Here is a 19,622-nt window from a genome sequence, read left to right as displayed (position 1 = left end):
AATTCATCCTTTCATCTGTTAGGCCTCAACCTGTTACCGCAAATCTCATCAACCCCACAATACCATTATAATGTAACCCCTTACTTTTGTCGCTCGTCATCTTTTCCATTTCCACTTTTTATATATTTATGTTGACTAACTTAAAGAATGTGGTACATTTAAACTTGCTTGTTAAAAAACTTTGACTTGAATCAGAGGGTGATTTTACATGTGTGAACATGCTTATCGAATTTTGTTGTTTTACAAATATGTCAATATTGAAGATCCTGCCACCTTTACGGCAGAGCATCTGGCTTACTGCAAAGAGCTGGGCGTCAAGGGAAGAATCTTGATTGCTGAGGAAGGAATCAACGGAACACTGTCCGGTACAGTAGAGCAAACGGAGCAGTATATCCGTGATTTGCGCGCCAATCCGAAATTCCACGATATCGTTATTAAAATAGATGAATCTGACGGTCATGCGTTCAAGAAAATATTTGTACGTCATCGCCAGGAACTGGTTACGCTACGTCATGAGGACGAGCTGGACCCTAATGTAATTAGCGGCAAGCGTCTGTCACCAAAGGAGTTTTATGAACAGCTTCAACATGAAGATGTCGTGGTTCTGGACGGTCGTAACGACTACGAATATGACATCGGTCATTTCCGCGGAGCCATTCGCCCCGAAGTTGAATCGTTCCGTGAATTTCCACAATGGATTCGTGATAATATGACTCAATTTAAGGATAAAAAAATCCTGACATACTGTACTGGAGGTATTCGTTGCGAAAAGCTGTCCGGTCTGCTGATTAAAGAAGGCTTTGACGATGTAGGCCAGTTGGATGGCGGCATTGTGACTTACAGCAAGGACCCTGAAGTACAAGGGCGTTTGTTTGACGGTAAATGCTATGTGTTTGACGAACGGATTTCGGTTCGGATCAACCATACGGATGAAGACGTTATTGTCGGTCAATGCTATCACTGTGAAACGCCAAACGATCATTATATTAACTGCCCGGTCTGCAATCTCCAACATATCGTGTGCCCAGACTGCGAAGAACAGCATCAACACTATTGCTCTGACGAATGCCGAACCAAAGCAAAAACTATGGCTTCTGCTTAAACTATTAGAATACTCGGTTTCACATAAAAGGGATGTTCCTACTAGCCGTTCAACATGGCTGTGGACATCCCTTTTGTTGTTCTCAGAATAAGTGCGTTAAGCTTCATAGTATATACCTATAACCTTAATTGTTTATCCATCTTGGACGGACTCAAAAGTAGCACCTTATAATGGAAAATGTCATTACAGAAAGGATGGGTGGAATTCATGATTCAAATCGTACTTTCAACTCTTTTATCCGTTATCGTTCCGCTGTCCATTCCGGTGATTGCCGGATTTTTACTCGGCAAATTCATGAAGCTGGAAACAAAACCGCTCTCGACTTTGTACTTATATTTTTTAAGTCCTGCCATGATTCTGGACACACTGCTCAAAGCGCAGCTTTCCTGGCATGATGTGACACAGACAGCCACTTTTTCATTACTCAACCTGCTGCTATTGTGGGGAATTGCACAATTAGCAGGAAAAATCTTTGGGCTGAGCGCCCCGGAAACGGCTGGGCTCACCTTAATCTCCACACTGACCAATAGTGCAAATTATGGGTTGCCGCTCATTTTACTTGCCTTTGGGCAGCTTGGTCTGGATAAAGCCTCTGTATATGTTGTCATCCAAATGATTATGGTCAATACTATTGGCGTTTATTTTGCAGCCCGCTCTGAATTTTCTGTTCAAAGTGCCGTGAAGTCGGTATTTTCTCTCCCTGCAATTTATGCGGCTCTTCTCGCACTGGGACTTCGAGCACTGGATTGGCATCTGCCCTCCGGCATTCAATCGAGCGTCTCAATGATTGCAGCTGCTTATTCTCCGGTTGTGCTGGCGATTCTGGGTACCCAAATGGCTTATGTGAAAATACTCAAGCTGGAGCCATCTATTAAAAAAGCCAGCTACGCAGGACTAACAATCCGACTTCTGCTTTCCCCGCTCGCGGCTTGTCTTGCCATGCTGATACTGGGAATTTCAGGTCTTTTGTTCTCAGTTCTCTTCATTCTGGCCTCCATGCCAGTGGCTGTGAATGCAGTCATTTTAGCCGAAAAATTTAATGCATCGCCAAAACTGGTCTCCACCTGCATCTTGTGGAGCACGCTTGCCTCATTCCTGGTTCTGCCCATTCTGATTATGCTGGTAGCAGGTTAGACAGATAAAAGGCTCTCTACACCATAGAGAGCCATGCACGATCCTGTCTCCAGTCTACTTGCACAGGTGTTTCAAAAAAAGTACTAAGCGTTTCACTGCTCAGGATATCAGTCGTTTTACCTTTGGCAAACACCGTACCCCGGCGAATCAGAATCGTATGTGTGTACATCGGTAAAATTTCTTCAATATGGTGTGTAACATACAATAAATTGGGAGTACCCGGCGTCTCGGACAGCTGACGAACGCTATCCAATAATGCTTCTCTAGAGAAAAAATCCAACCCGTTGCACGCCTCGTCCAAAATCAACAGCTTGGGCGAGGCCATTAACGCGCGAGCAATAAGCACTTTTTGCTTTTCTCCCTGTGAGCATCCCTGATACAACCGATCGACAAGATGAGCACAGCCCAGTTGGCTCATAAGCTGAACGGCCTGTTCATAATCTGTATCCGTCGTCTGGTCATACAGTCCGATGGAGGCAAATTTACCGCTGATGACGACATCCTGTGTACGCTGGCTTCCATTAATCCTTTCTTGTAAAGAGGAACTGACCCAACCAATAGATTTGCGCAATTCCCTCAGATCTACATCCCCAAAAGTATGACCCAATACACTGACACTACCTGTGGTTGGCCATATGTAGCCATTAATCATATTGAGCATCGTTGTTTTGCCTGATCCATTCAAGCCGAGTACAGCCCAATGCTCTCCCTCAGATACCTGCCAATTGATTTGATCCAGTATGGTACGGTTATCTCTCTTCCAGCTTACATTGTTAAGCTCAATGACAGAATTCATGGCTGTACATCCCTTCTATACATCGTATCATCAGATGTTTATAGGCGTAATAATATATCACGTTTACTGCGTTAATCTTCACTTTCGTATAAGAATAGCACAGGGTTGCAGGTTGTTCAATTTTAAATTCACTATATTGCTTTCTACAAAACTAATAGTAATAGAATCAAGTTCAATAGCCCGCTTAGGCTAACTTGGAATAAGGTAGTCTAAGCGGGCATTTTAGTTGTTTTAAGATTTAAGATTTAAGATTTCGGAGCGATGAAGACCGATTTATGAGGTAGTTTATGCGCTATTTCTCGAGGAAGGCTCAGATTCGTTGCCAATACATCAACAGGGTTGCCAGCCATCCACTCACTCAAATCAATGGCCTCGTAATGACCACTGTTAAAACCAATCAAAATACGGCATACGTCCGATCCGGTATTTTTAATATAATGCCCGGCTCCCATAGGTACATACCCTACATCTCCGGCCTCAAACTGCTCTGTCACTGCATTCCCTTCTGCCAGAAATACAGTCATTTCTGCTTTGCCGTCCAAATAGTACTGCCATTCATCCGCATTGGGATGCCAGTGCATTTCTCGCAATCCGCCCGGCTCCAGTTCAATTACAGATCCGGCCATCGTCGAAGAAATAGGAAAATCTTCTACTGTAACGGTCCGCTGAGTCCCTCCACCCGGTGCCAATCTGGGCTGTTTGGCCATTAAAGGATAGCGGTGTTTAGTAATCAGATCAGAAGAAATGCGCGGATATGCATCATGAGATGCGGTAGATGGGACAGGCCCTTTTGCAAAATAAGCTTCCTTCTTTGGCAAAAGAGCGAGCTCGTCGGCTGCAAATCCGAGATTCTGCATGACAACATCTGCGGGAGTCTGAGCGATAAAATCAGTAATGCTGAACGTATGGTCCTCCGAAAAATCACCATTATCGAAAATCAGGATAAAATGACACTCTCCAGGACCAAGACCTTGAATGGAGTGACCATAACCACGCGGGAAATACCATACATCACCGGGGTTAAAAATATCGACATAGGAAGTACCGTCTGGATGGATAACAGTTGTCCGACAGGAACCGCTAATCACATAGGCCCATTCAGCTGCATTGGCATGCCAGTGAAGCTCGCGCATTCCACCCGGCTCCAGACGCATCGAAACCCCTGCTATTCCTTCTGATACAGGGAAATCATGGACTGAAGCCCCACGTGTGATACCCCCTGGCCCGGTTCTGGGTTCCTTTTTCTCCAAAGCATACTTAAATGATTTCATCGCGATTCCTCCTTAAAATCATTCTTCCCATATGTCTTTATTCACTTATTGATGCTGTGCAGGTCTATTATATACTTTTAATGTTAAAGAGATCAAATTTGTCCATTTTTTCATCAATCTATGTCCGAATCGCCCCCCTCGCGGTTAGGATTAGGGTAAATAGGCAAGAGAAAAAGGATGAATCATAAACAATTCATCCTTTTTTTGATTTAGTTTCTTTATTTGATTTAGTTTCTTTATTTGTATGATCAACTTTATTTGCATTTTTATCTTTATTCTTGTCGTTATTCTTCTTATCCTTGCTTGGGACTATAACTTTCTTTTCTTCATTAGCCAGTCGCCAATAGCTTAATACTTTTCGGTACATAGACTTATCTGACAATTGGTTAAAAATGTATGGGTCTGGCTTCGTGTTCACCTCAATGATCCACGGGATAAAGCGATGATCCAATCCAATGTCCACACCAATTTGCCGGAAATTCGGATATGTTTTTTGTAGTTGTGTGGCAATGGTAATCCCCAGTTCATTGAGCTTCTTAACCAGCTCAGCCTGCTTACTTTGCGATAAATGGGATTTCAGTAGCTGTTCCAAGGCCATCGGCTTACCACCACTATGATAATTGGTCACGATTTTACGGGGATGGCCCAAGCGTCCAATAATTCCGGTAGATTCCCATGTCCCTTTTGCATTACGCTGCACCATGACCCGGATATCAAAATAACGATTTTGATGGCGCAGTAAATGAATTCCCTTTTGAATGAGATAACTTTTTTTACCCATGTGTTTCGATAGGCTGGTAATCAGTGCATCCAACTGTTTGAATTCCAGACGTTTTTCCTCATATTGGTAGGCGAAGCGCTGACCTGCCTCCTGTTCGACTTTCATCACACCTTTGCCAAAGGTACCTCGATCAGGCTTTACATAGACCATCCCATACTTCTCCAACATTGATTTCACAGTTATTTTGCTGTATTTACGGGTTTCAGGTACAAAAGGCTTGATACTGCCATGCTGGAGCAACAATTGGGTTTTATGCCATTTGCTACGCAACGCCTGCGCTTGTGAAGAATTCACTTGCCCCTCTCCTCTCTACTCTCAGGGTAGAACGCTCCTGTTAAAAAAGATCAATCTATCGTATGCGCCAAAACCCCATTCGAAGCTCCATTCGCCCTCTTCTACACAGAATTAGACAGTTGGCCTTGCCCGGTCGAAAGCGCCTGTCCAGGCATACAATAATATGAGATACCGGTAGCGTATATTTACACGTATAGGGAGTGAATAACATGTCTGCGCAATCCGATGGGCTACAGAAGGGTTCCCTCTCAATCGATGTTCTAATCCCCGCAATTGAAAAAGATCTGGCTACACTACCACTAGTAATTGACAGTCTGCGCCGTCACGTGCAGCACCGAATTGCAACCATCTATATCGTTTCACCGCAAAGCACCAAACTTCGCAGTCTATGTGCAAACAAGAAGTGCACATTTATAGACGAAAAAACGGTGTTGCCCATCACTAAAAAGCATATTCATTACGGAACAACGCGCTGGGATCGCTCAGGCTGGCTGTATCAGCAATTGCTCAAAATGAATGGCGACAAAATCAGTAAATCGTCTTTTTTTCTCGTCATAGATGCGGACACCATTTTGATTCGTCCACATACGTTCCGTAAAGACGGAAAAACAATTTTTTACTATCGCAGTTGGAGTCAACCTGAGTATTTTCGAACTTACCGTAAGCTGATGGGTGCTAAAGCTCCCTCACCAAAGTCCTTTGTCACTCACTATATGCTTTTTGAAAAAACACGGCTCGCCCAGCTCAAGCAAGTTATTGAGGCCAAGCATGGGAAACCTTGGTACAACGCCATTATTCAAAGTATAGACCGGACAAAACAGTTTGGATTTTCCGAATATGAAACGTATGCCAACTATCTATACAGCAATCAGCCCTCTCGGATGATTTTGCGCAAGTCATTAAATAAAGCGCTTCATAGTCGTGCTTCTTCGCTGTCACAAAAACAGTTGGATATCTATGCCCAAAGCTACCGCTCCTTATCTTTTCATCAACGCAAAGTGTACCAGCTAGCTCCACAAACAAGGATTCAATCTTCATTGAAATAGTTCCTAAAATAGAAAATCCCGCAATTGTTGATGCAATCTAATGGATTTGCATTGAAGGAGGAAACGTCTGTGCGCATCGTATTGTTATGCGGTGGTGCCGGAAAACGGCTGTGGCCATTATCCAATGATATTCGGTCAAAGCTGTTTCTCCGGTTGTTGCCCGCTCCTGACGGGCAGCAGGAATCTATGCTCGGCCGGGTGTATCGTCAGCTTACCTTAGCCGGACTAGATTCCTCTGCCCTGCTTCTGGCTCATCAGAGTCAGGTAAATCTAGCCTTTCGCCATACAGAAGGTCGTCTGCCTGTTCTTGGCGAGCCGGCTAAACGGGGAACCTTCACAGCTGCTGCACTCGCTGCTGCTTATTTTCACACAAGAGGCATGGGGCTGGATGAAGTTCTCTGTATTGCTCCAGCAGATATGTTTGCAGGCGACGACTTCTTCCACAGCATAGCAGCGCTCTCCGGTCTATTGCTCGAGAGCGGAGCCGATCTAGCTATGCTTGGGACAAGGCCTACCCATGCCTCAGACCAATATGGCTATGTCGTTCCGGGTCTGCAAATGAGGCAGGAAGGGAAATCGGCTTATGCACAAGTTGCTCGCTTCACTGAAAAGCCGGATCTCTCTGGGGCGCAGCAGCTTATTAACCAAGGCGCACTATGGAACTGCGGTATTTATGCTTTTACGTTACGATATATGCTGTCCTGTATGGAGCAAAGTCAATTGCCGCTGAACGATAAAGAACTGTGCGCAATGTATGATAGCCTCCCGGTTCGCAGTTTCGATGAGGAGATTGCGGAGCGTTCTGAACGGGCCGTTGTCCTGCCTTACGAGGGCGAATGGCACGACATCGGCAACTGGCAGACCTTAACAGAGCAGCTAGGAAGCCGAGTGATCGGGCGTGGACAAATCAGTGGTCAAACTCACGGCACACACATCGTCAATGAGCTGCCCTATCCACTTCATGTCATTGGTGTGGAGGATATTATTGCTGCTGCAAGCCTTGACGGTATTCTCATTGCATCCAAAAGCCATGCCCACGCGATCAAGGAACAGCTAGGCAAACTCCAACTTCACCCCATGCATGGTGAAACCTCTTGGGGCAGTTACCGAGTGCTGGACGAATTTGAGCACCGAAGCCCAAATGACATATTAGCTATACGACTGACGGTGTTGCCGGATCATCGCTTGAATGGACGTATTCACGGCAGCGGACTTAAAGTATGGACGATCGTATCCGGTCGGGGAGAGGTTATGCTGAACGGAGAACGCTTTGCTGCGGCAAGCGGCTCTGTATTTAGCATTCCGGTCGATACGTATCACACGATCCGCGCCGATCTGGATTCAAAACTGGAACTAATCGAGGTTCGCCTAGGTAACAGTTTGGTGAGCGCCTTCTATAAATCCGATTCCTGCAACACGGAGTTATAACATCTAAACAGATCGATTTCTGCACGAAGATCACACATCAAAAAAATCGCTCTTGAGCAAGGTGAGTAACATCCTTTGCTCATGAAGCGATTTTTTTTGTAATATTACATCTCATAAGGAAACCGTTCTAACCTTGCCAGATAAATAAACCTTGTTGGCCTTAATCATCCCGGCCTCTCTTAAAAAGTGCTGCACGATCTTCATCTGATAGTGTATGCGTTCTTTCTGGGGCAGGCTCCACCCTGTTTCCACGGTTACCGCACGTGCCCCTAAAATACGGGCTGCAGCGGTACGAGAGGAACCTGGGAGCTCATGCAACCGCATGTTGAAATGGCGGTCTTTCACCTTGATCGAGCGATTCATTCGCTTAATAATCCGGCGCGTCGTGGGAATTATCGGGTTGCCCTTATTGGAGATCAGCGTTTGGCCAAGCACCTTGGCATCCTTTTGTGATAATCCATTCGCCTCATGCAAGTCAAGATACCAATCAGGGTGATGCTTTTGTAATAATTTGAATAGAGCAGTGGAAAGCGGTTGTGTTGCCGCCTGCTTTTTCCGGCGCGGAAAGGTTCGATTCAGATCCGGTTTTCCTCTAATCTGCTTGCGGTAAGCCTTTTGATTCACAATTGGCACAATAATAAGCTTGCCATGGCTGAATCTCAGCTTTTGCTCATTCAAAAGCTTTACCAGTTTCTCAGCCGCACGTATACTTGCTATTTCATTACCATGTATGCCTGCAACCACCATCGCACACGGACCTTGTTGTCCCTCTGTGGCTACATAATAAGGTGTCGCCCAAGAAGAGCCCTTTCCAAGCATATATCGTTTGACCTGCATCCCCTTCACCTCCGTATAGGCTTTCGGTGTCCTCTCTTCTGTTCTCGCCGACGAATGATTTCACGGTATAGTCTCAAGTAGTTGCTGGTCATCTGTTTGTTGGTAAATCTTTGGCTAACATACAATCGAAGCTGCGCGGGTGACGGGTAATTCTTTTGCTGTGCCTTTCGTGCCATTTGTCCAACTGATTTGCAAATCAACTGCGGAAAGCCTGATAGCACCTCGGGAACAGAGCCATTTTTTAGTGCCAGCACCGGTGTTCCACAAGCCATAGCCTCTACCATTACAAGTCCGAACGGTTCTTCCCACAGTGATGGAAACAACAGACACTCTGCATGTTTCAGAAGCTTCTGTTTCCGATCACCCCCAACTGGTCCCACATAGCGTATATTCGGATTGCGCTGAATTCGTGTCTGAATCTCTCGGCGAAAAAATACAGGGGCTTTGATAGGACCCGCAATAAGCAGTCTTTTTCCTGTTCGCTCTGCAACCTGAATGGCCTGCAATACACCTTTATCCGGTATAATTCTGCCCATGAACAGCAAGTAGCTGCGCTTCTCACTGCTGAACTCGTATTCATGGGTGTTGATGCCGTTATAGATATAAAATCCTTTGCCCCCGCCCATCAGCTGACGTGCTCGTTTACTGACATATACCGGGTTTTTACCGTGTCTTCTCACTGGAAGATGAACGGTACACAATGATGAGCAAGGCAGCTTCCTACGCGCTACAGCAGAACGAAAGGTATGGTCATGAATGATATGTGTGCCGGAAGGCATATGCCGAAGTACATATTGGGGGATCTGACTATGTTTCAAACCCTTGGGATAAGTAATCAACCGCGCGCTGCTCCTGCTCCCACGGGCGGCAAAAAGAGATACATGATGCCCTCGTCTCACTAATTCCTCTGTTAATTCATGCACGACCTTTTCCGTTCCGCCCTTGATGGAGGGAACAGGCTGTGCATCGGGATAGTTGGATATGACCTGCACAATGTTTAAAGGTCGGTTTTTGAATACTTTGCTCTGCTTTGAAGCCATACGAATTCCCCTTCCTGACCGGAAATACGGTGTGATCTTTACGATGTCAACGGGAATCTGAGCATACTCCCGTGCAGGTTATAAATTGTAGTATATAGGTATGTATGTTTTGCATGATTGCTTGTGCCAATCGTCTGCAAGTCACTTTTTGTCATACGAGCCTAGTCATAAGGGGGAGTTATTTAATTTGTCAAGCTAAAGTTAAGGAGAAAATTCTCATCGTTTTCTAATAAAGCAGTGCAAAACGTTGGGGTAACAGGATTGTAACCATGAGTGGTAAATTCCGGATATTTTATTTGTGTTATTGTCATTTCAGGACATCAACACAATACGAATAACGGAGGAAATTATATATGAAACGTACTTCTAAAAAATTGTGGATGGGTATTTGCTTTACGATGACTTTGGCACTGAGCGCTGGGAGCTTCGTCGTTGGACCAGACACCACTCATGCCGCTTCGACAAGTAAAGCTGATCGGATTATCTCAAAAGGCTCCCAGTATATGGGCGTCCGTTATGAACATGGAGCTCCAGCTGGTAGTACAAGCTCTTTTGATTGCTCTTCGTTCACTCAGTATGTTTTTGCACAAAATGGAATCAAGCTTCCACGTTCGTCCAAACAGCAGTCAACTGTGGGCACTTATGTACCGCGTAGTCAGCTTAAAAAAGGTGATTTAGTCTTTTTCTATGCGCCAATTCATCATGTAGCCATTTACATGGGAGACGGGAAAATTCTGCATACGTTTGGTAAAGGCGGCGTAACGGTTACAGATCTAAATTCGGGATGGTGGAGCTCCCATTACACAACAGCACGTCGTGTCCTTTAGGATCATTTTGGTTGATCTCCCATCCACCGAATGCATAACTTACAAATAACATTAAAAAGGCTGTTCCTTTGAGTAGAGATGTCTACTAGAGGGACAGCCTTTCCTGTTGTTTTTGAGGCAGCGTAACGATGACATCCGTCCCTTCGCCTTCTGTGCTTTCCATGCGTATCGTACCCTGGTGAGCATCTGTTATTGCCTTGGCAATCGGTAACCCAAGCCCGGTTCCTCCGGTTTTACGATGTCTGGAGCTGTCTACTCGATAAAATCGTTCAAAGACACGCTTGATCTCACTCTCAGGAATGCCAATTCCGTAATCCTTAACGCGGAGGTGGACATCTTTTTCATCTGTAGATAACCATATTTCGATTTCTTCCGAGCTATACTTTAACGCATTATCCAGCAAGATGACTAGTAACTGCTTGATTTTTGCAAGATTAGCATCCAGCCAAATTTCCTTCTCTTCTGTAAAAATAGAAATTTGGCGCTCATGTACAGGCTTGAGATGTGCTACCACCTGTTGACAACAACCGACTAGCTCTACCCGCTCATACGGTTCGGAATCTTGCTGCTGTGAGGAGGCCAATGTCAGCAATTGCTGCGTCATCGTACGCATTCGCTGAGTTTCTTCATAGATCGATTCAATCGATTCCTTACGTATGTCCTCGTCACGCGTACCCCACCGCCGCAGCATGTTGGCATAGCCCTCAATAATCATCAATGTCGTATTCAGTTCATGTGAGGCGTCGGAAACAAACTGCTGCTGGCTCTGAAAGCTTTCTTCCAATCTCTCCATCATTCGATTAAAAGTAGCGGTCATTTGGGATAATTCATCTTGATTAGGACTGCCAGCAGGAATTTTTTTGAATTTCAAGCTTCTTTCGATTTCCTGCATCGTTTGAATACTACTGGCAATGGGCAGCAATATCGCATTTGCCAAAATCGTGCTGCCCACCAGACTGAGCAACATAGCTCCAACAGTCGATGTGATAAGAATTGTATTTAAGATATCGAGATTGTTTTCGAGGGCATCCCATTTTTCTACGATCTCCAGTGTCCCCTTTTGATTACCTTCTGGTGAAAGCACTGGAAGATGGATAATCAGGATTTTATGATCCTGTAGATCCGTTAGTTGAGAACTTTGAGAAAGGTTAAAATGTATATCGTTCAGCTTAAAGCGGGACTGACGGCTTACTTCATACAAAAGACGAGATTGCTGATCAAATACCCTCAGAATGGTGTCCGCAGAAAGTTCATCTTTCAACTTGGACCCCCAAGCATTTTTCAGAATCATCGTAGCTCCTGTTTCGGCAATGATTTCGGTCCATTTATTTTGTAGCACTTCTCTTTCATTACGAGTAGCAATTTTGACAAATAATAGATGAACCGTGACGTCCACAAACAGGAGAATCGTCATCACTAAAATAGAACTAAGCAGGGTAATTTTGGTCCGCAGCTTCAATGCTCTTCCTCCCGGATACAGTACCCAACACCGCGAACGGTTTTAATCAGTTTCTTTTTGTATCCATGATCAATTTTTTTGCGAACATACCGGATATATACATCTACCACATTCGTATCACCGACAAAATCAAACCCCCACACATCCTGAATCATTTGATCCCGATGCAATACCTGATTTTTGTGCTCCATCAGATAGAGAAGCAGATCAAATTCTTTGGGCGTAAGTTCGATACGTTTTCCTTCCCTCACCACGGACCGCGTCTTGGGTTCCAACACCAGGCTATCGACTTGAAGTTTGGACTGCTGCTTTTCCTCTTTTTGCGAAGTAGTAGCTGCCGGCTCCAACTGATTCCTCATACTGGCCCGCATCCGCGCTAATAATTCCTCAATTTCAAAGGGCTTTGTAATGTAATCATTAGCTCCTTCATCCAGACCTGAAACTTTTTCAGGAGTCGTGTTACGTGCAGTGACCATAATTACCGGGGTATGATTGTCCACTTTTCGAATCTGCTTCAGAACCTCGACACCGTTCATCTCGGGCAGCATCACATCCAGTATGATAATATCCCATGTAAGGGATAGTGCTTTTTCCAATCCTTCTTTTCCCGTCTGTGCAATTTCAACCGCATATCCTTCGTGGGATAACTCCAGTTGAAGCAATCTGGATATCTTCGCTTCATCATCAATGACCAGCACCGACTTTTCCATTGCAAAACCACCTATTTTTTATAGAGAAAACTAATAAGCAATGCACATACCATTCATTTTTTATTTGATTTTAAGCTTTTATCCGTATAGTCGCTCTATAATATAACTTTGTAATTTAATTTTTTGAGGTTAAGGAGTAATTTATTCATGTTAATTAATTTAGACTTTGCTTTGTTTCACTGGATCAATGAATTGGCTAATCACCTCGCCTTTTTGAATGGAACCATGCGTTTCTTGGCGCAATATGCACCGTATTTATTTGGAGTGGCTTTACTGCTATACTGGTTCACCTTTAAAATGCCGCATCGGATGATGGTTTTAGAAGCCGTTATAACGGTTTGTATCGGTTTTACAATTAGCTGGTGTCTTGGACATTTGTTTTACAGAGATCGGCCTTTTGTCGGACACTCTGTCATTCAGCTGATTCATCATGATCCCAATGCTTCATTTCCGAGTAACCATGCACTTGGAGCTTTTGCTCTGGCAGCAATTCTATGGCTTCATCATCAAAAATATCGTGTCCTCTGGATTGTCTTGGCTGTGCTTATTGCGATATCCCGCGTATGGACCGGAGTACATTATCCTTCAGATATTTTGGCAGGGGCGCTCATTGGGGCAGGTTGCGCAGTTGGTGTTCACAAATTCATTCGCAGTCGGAAGCTTCCAGGCATCTTTATCCAAGCAGCTATTATTTTTTATGAAAAATGGGAGCAGAAGCTAGGAATAAAGCCTGTAGAACAGACGAGAACAAAGATGACCCAATCTACTTCCTCTGTGCAAATAAAAAGCAGACGCTAATGCGTCTGCTTTTTTTAACCTCATGATTTATGCACTCATTATGCAGTCGATTTGGTACGAAGTGGTAGCATTCGTTCTTCATACCGCTGGTAGAACCAAATGCAAGCTGCCATCCAGCAACCACTCATGAAATAGCCACCCACAACGTCACTCGGATAATGAACACCCAAATAAATGCGGCTTGTCCCGATCGTTACAATTAGTAGGCTACTGAGCACAACAAGAAGGATACGACCTATCCTGGAAGGAACGTGCTTCCACAATAAAAACGTCAGCGCCGCATACATACTGAAAGCGGTCATGGAATGTCCGCTTGGAAAGCTATATCCATTCGCTTCGATAATACGGTTGATTTCAGGCCTCGCACGCCGAAATAGCATTTTTAGTACCGTATTCAACAGCACTGATCCCAGCACAGCAACCGCTAAAAAAAGCAATTCTCGTCGGTGTCCCAATACACTATAGAGCACGAACATGGCAATTAAAATGATGATTACCACTGGAAGCCCGCTGCCGATAATAGTGAAACATTTCATAAGACGTGTCATGAAAGGCGATTCCAGTTGTCCAATAGCCGTAATGATCTTGTGGTCAAAATGCCGTACTTGCTGGTCGCTAACCCATAATGCGATTAAGCCAAAACCAAGGGCACATACTATACATGTAAGTAGAGCCACGGAAATCGGTAGCTTTGTATATATTTGCTTCATTTTTTAGAGGTCCTCCATGAAATTCATCCCGTGATCAAACAAAATGCAGCATTCACATCGTCCATGTATTTACTTTACCCACTTTTCTTGTATCATTTCATAAAAAGATTAGCTTTTAGAATAAAGCATGGTTAGCTTTTAGGCAAAAGAACGAGGAGTCATCCTGTGATATGAAATCAATTCCCCATTACAGATCACGTGAAATACGCCGTACGGTGTCGGAGACAGTTCCATGAGTAGTGAACGATCTCGTATATCAATAATCTCTGGTTGTATCCCCACAGTCTCAGCTGCTTCAATCGCATTGTGCGTGGCTATTTCCAGATAAGGGCATTGATGAGTTCGTAAAATGGTTAAGCCTTCACTAAAATGATCCAGACGTTGAACCCAATTATTAGGGAAATAAGGATCTGAATGCTCTTGATTCAACTTATAAACATACAACTGAAAAGAATATGGAGCATCCTCCACATGCCGAAATCCGTTTTTCAGAAAAATTTCGGGACCTGGCGCCCAGGAGGTATCTATATTTGTAACGACTGCCACTCCCTTCTTCCCCAACGTAATAGCATCTTGAATGCAGCGTTGAATAAGCTGTGAGCCTAATCCCAAGCCGGTTACAGCAATCCAGATACAATGAATTACTAGATATCCATCCGCATGAACAGCTCTCCATGCTTGTTCACCCGATGCATACTCTATAAATCCTGCTGGTTTATTGTCTTTTCTCAATTGTATGTAAGTCAAATTTTGAGTGAATTCTTTTTCTGTCCAATTCATTTTTTGTACATATCCCGGTGCTTTTTGCATGCTTCTCATGCAAAAACAGCCGTCTTCCCTTATTTGATTTTCATACCATTCAATGGTTGTTGTTGAATTTTCCATTTAGTCTCTCCTAACTTTATGAATATTGATATAAGGATTTCATAATGATTACAAAACCGCAAGCGAAATATAGTGAAAAAAACAGCACAAAAAAAGACACCACTCAAGCCTTATTGGCTCGAATGGCATCTGTCATTGCATGTGAGACACTGCTAACACAATTCTATGTCAAACAAATAGCATCTTCTTATTAGGTTGGCGTGACTTCACCAAGTTTAATCTTATTCTCTGCTTCTTCAATTGGATAGCGTTTGCGGAACCACAGCGATTGAAGCAGCAAAAAGGTGCCGCTTACGGTCCAATATAAAGGCATGGCCGCAGGAGCGTTGAAGGAAAAGACCGCCATCATAATCGGTGAAAGATAACCCATAATAGCAAATTGCTTGCGCTGGTCAGCCGTCATCTGTTGCTGAGAAAGCTTAGCCTGTGCCAAGTATACAACTGCGACGACAATTGCCAGAATCCAGTCCGGCTGTCCGAGCCGGAACCATAAGAATGAATGTGACGCCAACTCCGGCGTGAGTCGGATGGCAGTATACATACCGCTTAAAATCGGGAGCTGAATGAGAATAGGCAGACAACCGATATTGAGCGGATTGAATTGATGCTCCTTGTACAGCGCCATCATTTCCTGCTGCATACTCTGCTGGCTGGTGGTATCTTTTTTATTCTCATACTTCTTTTTAATTCGGTCCAAGTCGGGCTGCATAGCGCTCATCTTGCGCTTCATACCCTGCTGGGCACGCGTTTGACGCATCATTAGCGGCAATAAGGCCAGACGGACAATGAATGTCAAAGTCATGATCGCCAGCCCAAAACTTCCACCGAACCATTCCGCCAAATGCTGAATGAGCCAAGAAAGTGGGAATACCACGTAATGATTAAAAAAACCAGGTGTCTGTGCATTAATCTCCGCAGCATTCGCACCACAACCAGACAGCAGCATGACCACCGCCAGCGCTACGATTAAACCCAATATCCGTTCTTGTTTACCCCAAAAAGTGAATCCCTTGAATCGCTTCATATGTTCCTCCTCGTTGATTGGCTGTGCCATTTTTCAACAAGGGGGAACAATCGGAAGCATCTTCATCTGGCGCTTCCTTCCGCCGAATGTGACGTGCTAGCCGGACAGGCATGTCCTGTCCGCGGGCAGACATCGGCATCAGCGGAGAAGCATGCGAGCGAACGGGGCCGCCTTCGACCCAGCATTCAGCTACGCTGCCGTGCAAATGAGCAAGATACGTATAAGTCACAGTGCACAGCAATCCGATCGTAAGCAAATAGGGGAGTAAGTCCTGAAGCTCAAACAAGGGATTCACCTCCTTCGGTATGTTGCTACAATTATAGCACGAAACCGGACAATCGACTAATCTTTAAATAGAGATAGAGATCGGATTACACAAGAAAGTACGCTCTACGTAACGGTAAAACTTAACGTATAGCAAGCATACGATTCAGTGCCTGTACAGCGTCCTGTCTGATCTGAGCATCCACACGAATTACGCCTACAGGCTCTCTCCGATCAATCTGTTCCATTGCCCACAGCAAATGCGGAAGATCGATCCGGTTCATGGTCAGACAAGGACACATATCGGGATTGAGCGATTCAATCTGCTGTTCAGGGTGCTGTTGTCTAATTCGTTGCACGAGATTCATCTCTGTGCCAACGGCCCAACGGGTTCCCGGCTCTGCCGCACGGATCGTATCGATGATGAATTTGGTGGAGCCAGCACAATCTGCGAGTTGTACAACCTCATAAGAGCATTCGGGATGAACGATGACTCGGATATTTTTATCGCGTTCACGGACGTTGCGAATATGATCTACCGTAAATTTTTCATGAACTGAACAATGCCCTTTCCATAAAACGATTTTTACGGTTGCCGGGTTTCGTTCAGTCTCCAACTGATCGGTCATAGGATTCCATACAGCCATTTCATCCAGCGGGATTCCAAGATCATGGGCTGTATTGCGTCCCAAATGTTGATCCGGCAAAAATAAAATACGTTCCTTTTGTTTCAGTGCCCAGTCTAGCACCTGCTTGGCATTCGAAGAAGTCACGGTAGCCCCGCCATGCCGTCCTACAAAGGCTTTAATCTCTGCTGTGGAATTTACATATGTTAACGGAATGATCGTATCACCAACCAACTCCTGCAAATGCTTCCACGCTCGTTCCGTCTGCTCCATGTTTGCCATATCTGCCATTGAGCAGCCTGCGCGCATATCCGGCAGAACAACGGTTTGCCGGTCGGTAGTCAGCATATCCGCTGTCTCCGCCATAAAATGGACCCCGCAAAACACAATAAACTCCGCTTCCTGATTTTGTGCCGCCATTTGAGCAAGCTGTAGAGAATCTCCTGTTATATCAGCAAATTGGATAACCTCGTCTTTCTGATAGTGATGGCCCGGAATGAGCAGCTTTGAGCCCCATTTTTGTTTCAGCTCGGCTACGCGTTGCTCCATGTCAGCAACCGTCAGTGTTTTATAATGCTCTGGCATAAGTCCACGATTTCCTTGTAAAACGTCTAGCATAGACATTAGATTCCCTCCATATCGTTGCGGCTGACTGTCCCTCGCTCACGAATAGATAACCGCTATGTGTACAAAACATATTTACATGTGTCTTGACACCTATATTTACACATGCCTACAATAATCTCAAGAGTTTTTGGAATGGAATTATTTTTAAGCGGGGAGGATTTGCTGTGATTTACCTGGACTATGCCGCTTCCACACCCATGTGTGACGAAGCTTTGCATATATATAGCGTAATGAATAAGGAAATGTTCGGAAATGCCAGCAGCCTCCATGATGCGGGCGGTCAAGCAGCCTACACACTAGATTACAGCAGGCAACGAATGGCAAAAATGATTGGCGGGCAAAAGGAAGGCATCTATTTTACATCAGGGGGCACAGAATCCAATATGGTGGTCGTGCAATCAATCCTGAACGGGCTGCCGCCAGACAAAAAGCATTGGATTATGAGCGCTTTGGAACATCACTCGATGTACAATCTTGCTACTTTGCTAGAACATCAGGGCTATGAGCTAACTATTATACAACCGGATCAGGAAGGACGAATAACCCGTGAAGTTCTTGTACCCCATCTTAGAGACAACACCGGGCTTGTATCAATACAACACGCCAATTCAGAGACAGGGCTGATTCAGGATCTTGCTGCCTTGTCTCCCCTGCTCCACGAACGTGGTATTATGTTGCACAGTGATGCGGTACAAACATTTGGGAATGTTCACATAGATGTAGAAGCCATGGGAGTGGATGCACTCTCTATATCAAGCCATAAAGTATATGGCCCCAAAGGTGTCGGTGCTGCATATCTTAAACCCGGAACCCCATGGCGTCCGGTGTATCCTGATACACTGCATGAAAACGGATTTCGTCCTGGTACAGTTAATGTTCCTGGGATTGCAGCCTTTGTCGCAGCGGCAGAAATGATGACGGAACAGATGGAGATGCATCAGGAGCGATATGCTACCCTGCGAAGATACTTTATTACGAAAATTCAGGAAAGATCCATTCCATTACGTTGGGTGGTAGAGGAAAGCGAAAAAAAAGCAGTGCTTCATCATATTGTAGGATGTTTTTTTCACGGTTACGAGGGACAATATGTTATGCTGGAATGTAATCGCAGCGGTGTCTGTATATCTACCGGAAGCGCATGTGCCGCCGGACATCACGATCCTTCACCTGCCTTACAGGCACTTGGAGCATCTGAACGTGAAGCCTTACAATTTATCCGTATTTCTTTCGGCAGGACAACCACCATCGAGGAATTGAATGTACTGGTAGATATTTTGACAGACCTGACGCATCGACAAGAAAGGAGCTTATCCCGTTGACTGAATCTTTAAAACGGTCAGGTACGGATCGCCGCGAACAGCTGCTATTGTGGCTCAAAAGCGAGTCACCGCTGACCGGGAGCGAGCTGGCACGCAGGTCCTCCGTTTCCAGACAAGTAATTGTACAAGATATTTCCCTGTTAAAAGCAAGCCAAGAGCCTATACTTGCAACGAGTCAAGGATACATTTATATGGAACCTGCGGCTCAAGCCGCTCCCTTAGCCTCTCGTATTATTGTGTGTAATCACCGACCTGAACAAACAGAAGAAGAATTAAAGCTAATTGTAGACTACGGTGTCAGTGTGCAGGATGTTATAGTTGAACATCCAGTATATGGAGATCTGACTGCTCCAATACGGGTCGGAACTCGCAAAGAAGTGGACGATTTTATACGTAAGATCAGCTCCACCCAAGCCACTTATTTGTCCCAGCTGACCGGAGGCATCCACCTGCATACCTTGCATGCGTCGGATGAAGATAAAATTAATGATGCCTGTGCTGCATTGGAGCAAGCCGGCTTCCTAATGACAGATTAATCTTAATACGATAGCAAAGCAATAAAAATCCTTTCCAGTTTGTGGAGTGCAAATGCACTCCGCAGGGATGGTATGTAAATAGCAAGAAATGAAAAATCCCGGCCCCCT

Annotated in this window: 20 protein-coding genes; 8 read left to right on the top strand and 12 right to left on the bottom strand. The window is 44.8% G+C overall.

Annotated elements, in window-relative coordinates:
* The first annotated feature begins 208 nt into the window (after positions 1-208).
* Together trhO and MKX36_RS10990 are read left to right on the top strand one after the other, a co-directional pair.
* Positions 209-1,102 (top strand): oxygen-dependent tRNA uridine(34) hydroxylase TrhO, encoded by an 894-nt coding sequence (gene trhO, locus MKX36_RS10995; RefSeq protein WP_019687156.1) that lies wholly within the window; start codon positions 209-211, stop codon positions 1,100-1,102.
* Between the two features lie 207 nt (positions 1,103-1,309).
* Entirely contained in the window at positions 1,310-2,236 is a 927-nt protein-coding gene (locus MKX36_RS10990; RefSeq protein WP_016818962.1) for an AEC family transporter, read from the top strand.
* A gap of 16 nt (positions 2,237-2,252) precedes the next feature.
* Here the strand turns inward: MKX36_RS10990 and MKX36_RS10985 are convergent, their stop codons facing one another.
* The 3 genes from MKX36_RS10985 to MKX36_RS10975 form a co-directional block, all read right to left on the bottom strand.
* A complete protein-coding gene (locus MKX36_RS10985; RefSeq protein WP_340864660.1) occupies positions 2,253-3,032 on the bottom strand; it encodes an ABC transporter ATP-binding protein in 780 nt (259 codons plus the stop codon).
* A gap of 245 nt (positions 3,033-3,277) precedes the next feature.
* Positions 3,278-4,303, bottom strand: coding sequence for a cupin domain-containing protein (locus tag MKX36_RS10980; protein WP_102997316.1), 1,026 nt, complete (start codon positions 4,301-4,303; stop codon positions 3,278-3,280).
* A 193-nt stretch (positions 4,304-4,496) separates the two neighbouring features.
* Positions 4,497-5,378, bottom strand: coding sequence for a YheC/YheD family protein (locus tag MKX36_RS10975; RefSeq protein WP_340864659.1), 882 nt, complete (start codon positions 5,376-5,378; stop codon positions 4,497-4,499).
* Positions 5,379-5,587: 209 nt separating this feature from the next.
* On the opposite strand from MKX36_RS10975, the gene MKX36_RS10970 reads away from it, so the two are divergent.
* Both MKX36_RS10970 and MKX36_RS10965 read left to right on the top strand, forming a co-directional pair.
* Positions 5,588-6,424, top strand: a complete 837-nt coding sequence (locus MKX36_RS10970) for a DUF6492 family protein (RefSeq protein WP_242210885.1) — start codon at positions 5,588-5,590, stop codon at positions 6,422-6,424.
* A gap of 69 nt (positions 6,425-6,493) precedes the next feature.
* A complete protein-coding gene (locus MKX36_RS10965; RefSeq protein WP_025364784.1) occupies positions 6,494-7,852 on the top strand; it encodes a sugar phosphate nucleotidyltransferase in 1,359 nt (452 codons plus the stop codon).
* A 111-nt stretch (positions 7,853-7,963) separates the two neighbouring features.
* Here MKX36_RS10965 and MKX36_RS10960 read toward each other — a convergent pair whose 3' ends face one another.
* Positions 7,964-8,689 carry a succinylglutamate desuccinylase/aspartoacylase family protein gene (locus MKX36_RS10960; protein WP_340864658.1) on the bottom strand — a complete coding sequence of 242 codons (726 nt, stop codon included), beginning with the start codon at positions 8,687-8,689 and terminating at the stop codon, positions 7,964-7,966.
* 5 nt (positions 8,690-8,694) lie between these two features.
* Positions 8,695-9,729, bottom strand: coding sequence for a glycosyltransferase family 4 protein (locus tag MKX36_RS10955; protein WP_340864657.1), 1,035 nt, complete (start codon positions 9,727-9,729; stop codon positions 8,695-8,697).
* A 353-nt stretch (positions 9,730-10,082) separates the two neighbouring features.
* Here MKX36_RS10955 and MKX36_RS10950 point away from each other — a divergent pair, with 353 nt between their 5' ends.
* The gene (locus MKX36_RS10950) at positions 10,083-10,556 is read left to right on the top strand and encodes a C40 family peptidase (protein ID WP_017428497.1); all 474 of its coding nucleotides are present in this window, start codon (positions 10,083-10,085) and stop codon (positions 10,554-10,556) included.
* A gap of 85 nt (positions 10,557-10,641) precedes the next feature.
* Here MKX36_RS10950 and MKX36_RS10945 read toward each other — a convergent pair whose 3' ends face one another.
* Together MKX36_RS10945 and MKX36_RS10940 are read right to left on the bottom strand one after the other, a co-directional pair.
* Positions 10,642-12,015: a sensor histidine kinase gene (locus MKX36_RS10945; RefSeq protein ID WP_340864655.1), complete on the bottom strand. Its 1,374-nt coding sequence runs from the start codon at positions 12,013-12,015 to the stop codon at positions 10,642-10,644.
* On the bottom strand, positions 12,012-12,725 hold the full coding sequence (locus MKX36_RS10940; protein WP_025364780.1) for a response regulator transcription factor: 714 nt from the start codon (positions 12,723-12,725) through the stop codon (positions 12,012-12,014). The genes MKX36_RS10945 and MKX36_RS10940 overlap by 4 nt, the downstream gene beginning before the upstream one ends.
* A gap of 147 nt (positions 12,726-12,872) precedes the next feature.
* Here MKX36_RS10940 and MKX36_RS10935 point away from each other — a divergent pair, with 147 nt between their 5' ends.
* The gene (locus tag MKX36_RS10935; protein WP_340864654.1) at positions 12,873-13,523 is read left to right on the top strand and encodes an undecaprenyl-diphosphatase; all 651 of its coding nucleotides are present in this window, start codon (positions 12,873-12,875) and stop codon (positions 13,521-13,523) included.
* 38 nt (positions 13,524-13,561) lie between these two features.
* Here MKX36_RS10935 and MKX36_RS10930 read toward each other — a convergent pair whose 3' ends face one another.
* From MKX36_RS10930 to nadA, 5 genes are all read right to left on the bottom strand, one after another.
* Positions 13,562-14,233 (bottom strand): phosphatase PAP2 family protein, encoded by a 672-nt coding sequence (locus tag MKX36_RS10930; protein ID WP_016818950.1) that lies wholly within the window; start codon positions 14,231-14,233, stop codon positions 13,562-13,564.
* A gap of 138 nt (positions 14,234-14,371) precedes the next feature.
* Positions 14,372-15,118: a GNAT family N-acetyltransferase gene (locus MKX36_RS10925; RefSeq protein ID WP_340864653.1), complete on the bottom strand. Its 747-nt coding sequence runs from the start codon at positions 15,116-15,118 to the stop codon at positions 14,372-14,374.
* A gap of 190 nt (positions 15,119-15,308) precedes the next feature.
* Positions 15,309-16,142 carry a membrane protein insertase YidC gene (yidC, locus tag MKX36_RS10920; protein ID WP_016818947.1) on the bottom strand — a complete coding sequence of 278 codons (834 nt, stop codon included), beginning with the start codon at positions 16,140-16,142 and terminating at the stop codon, positions 15,309-15,311.
* Positions 16,108-16,437 (bottom strand): hypothetical protein, encoded by a 330-nt coding sequence (locus tag MKX36_RS10915; RefSeq protein ID WP_225164879.1) that lies wholly within the window; start codon positions 16,435-16,437, stop codon positions 16,108-16,110. Before MKX36_RS10915 ends, yidC begins: the two co-directional genes overlap by 35 nt.
* Before the next feature lie 112 nt (positions 16,438-16,549).
* Positions 16,550-17,656, bottom strand: a complete 1,107-nt coding sequence (gene nadA, locus MKX36_RS10910) for a quinolinate synthase NadA (RefSeq protein WP_025364776.1) — start codon at positions 17,654-17,656, stop codon at positions 16,550-16,552.
* Between the two features lie 167 nt (positions 17,657-17,823).
* On the opposite strand from nadA, the gene MKX36_RS10905 reads away from it, so the two are divergent.
* Both MKX36_RS10905 and MKX36_RS10900 read left to right on the top strand, forming a co-directional pair.
* On the top strand, positions 17,824-18,978 hold the full coding sequence (locus MKX36_RS10905; RefSeq protein WP_107735017.1) for an IscS subfamily cysteine desulfurase: 1,155 nt from the start codon (positions 17,824-17,826) through the stop codon (positions 18,976-18,978).
* A complete protein-coding gene (locus MKX36_RS10900) occupies positions 18,975-19,514 on the top strand; it encodes a transcription repressor NadR (protein WP_016818943.1) in 540 nt (179 codons plus the stop codon). The genes MKX36_RS10905 and MKX36_RS10900 overlap by 4 nt, the downstream gene beginning before the upstream one ends.
* Positions 19,515-19,622: the final 108 nt, after the last annotated feature.

The sequence above is a fragment of the Paenibacillus sp. FSL W8-0439 genome (genome assembly GCF_038008995.1).
Classification (GTDB): domain Bacteria; phylum Bacillota; class Bacilli; order Paenibacillales; family Paenibacillaceae; genus Paenibacillus; species Paenibacillus polymyxa.
This window is presented reverse-complemented; position numbering and strand designations above follow the sequence as displayed.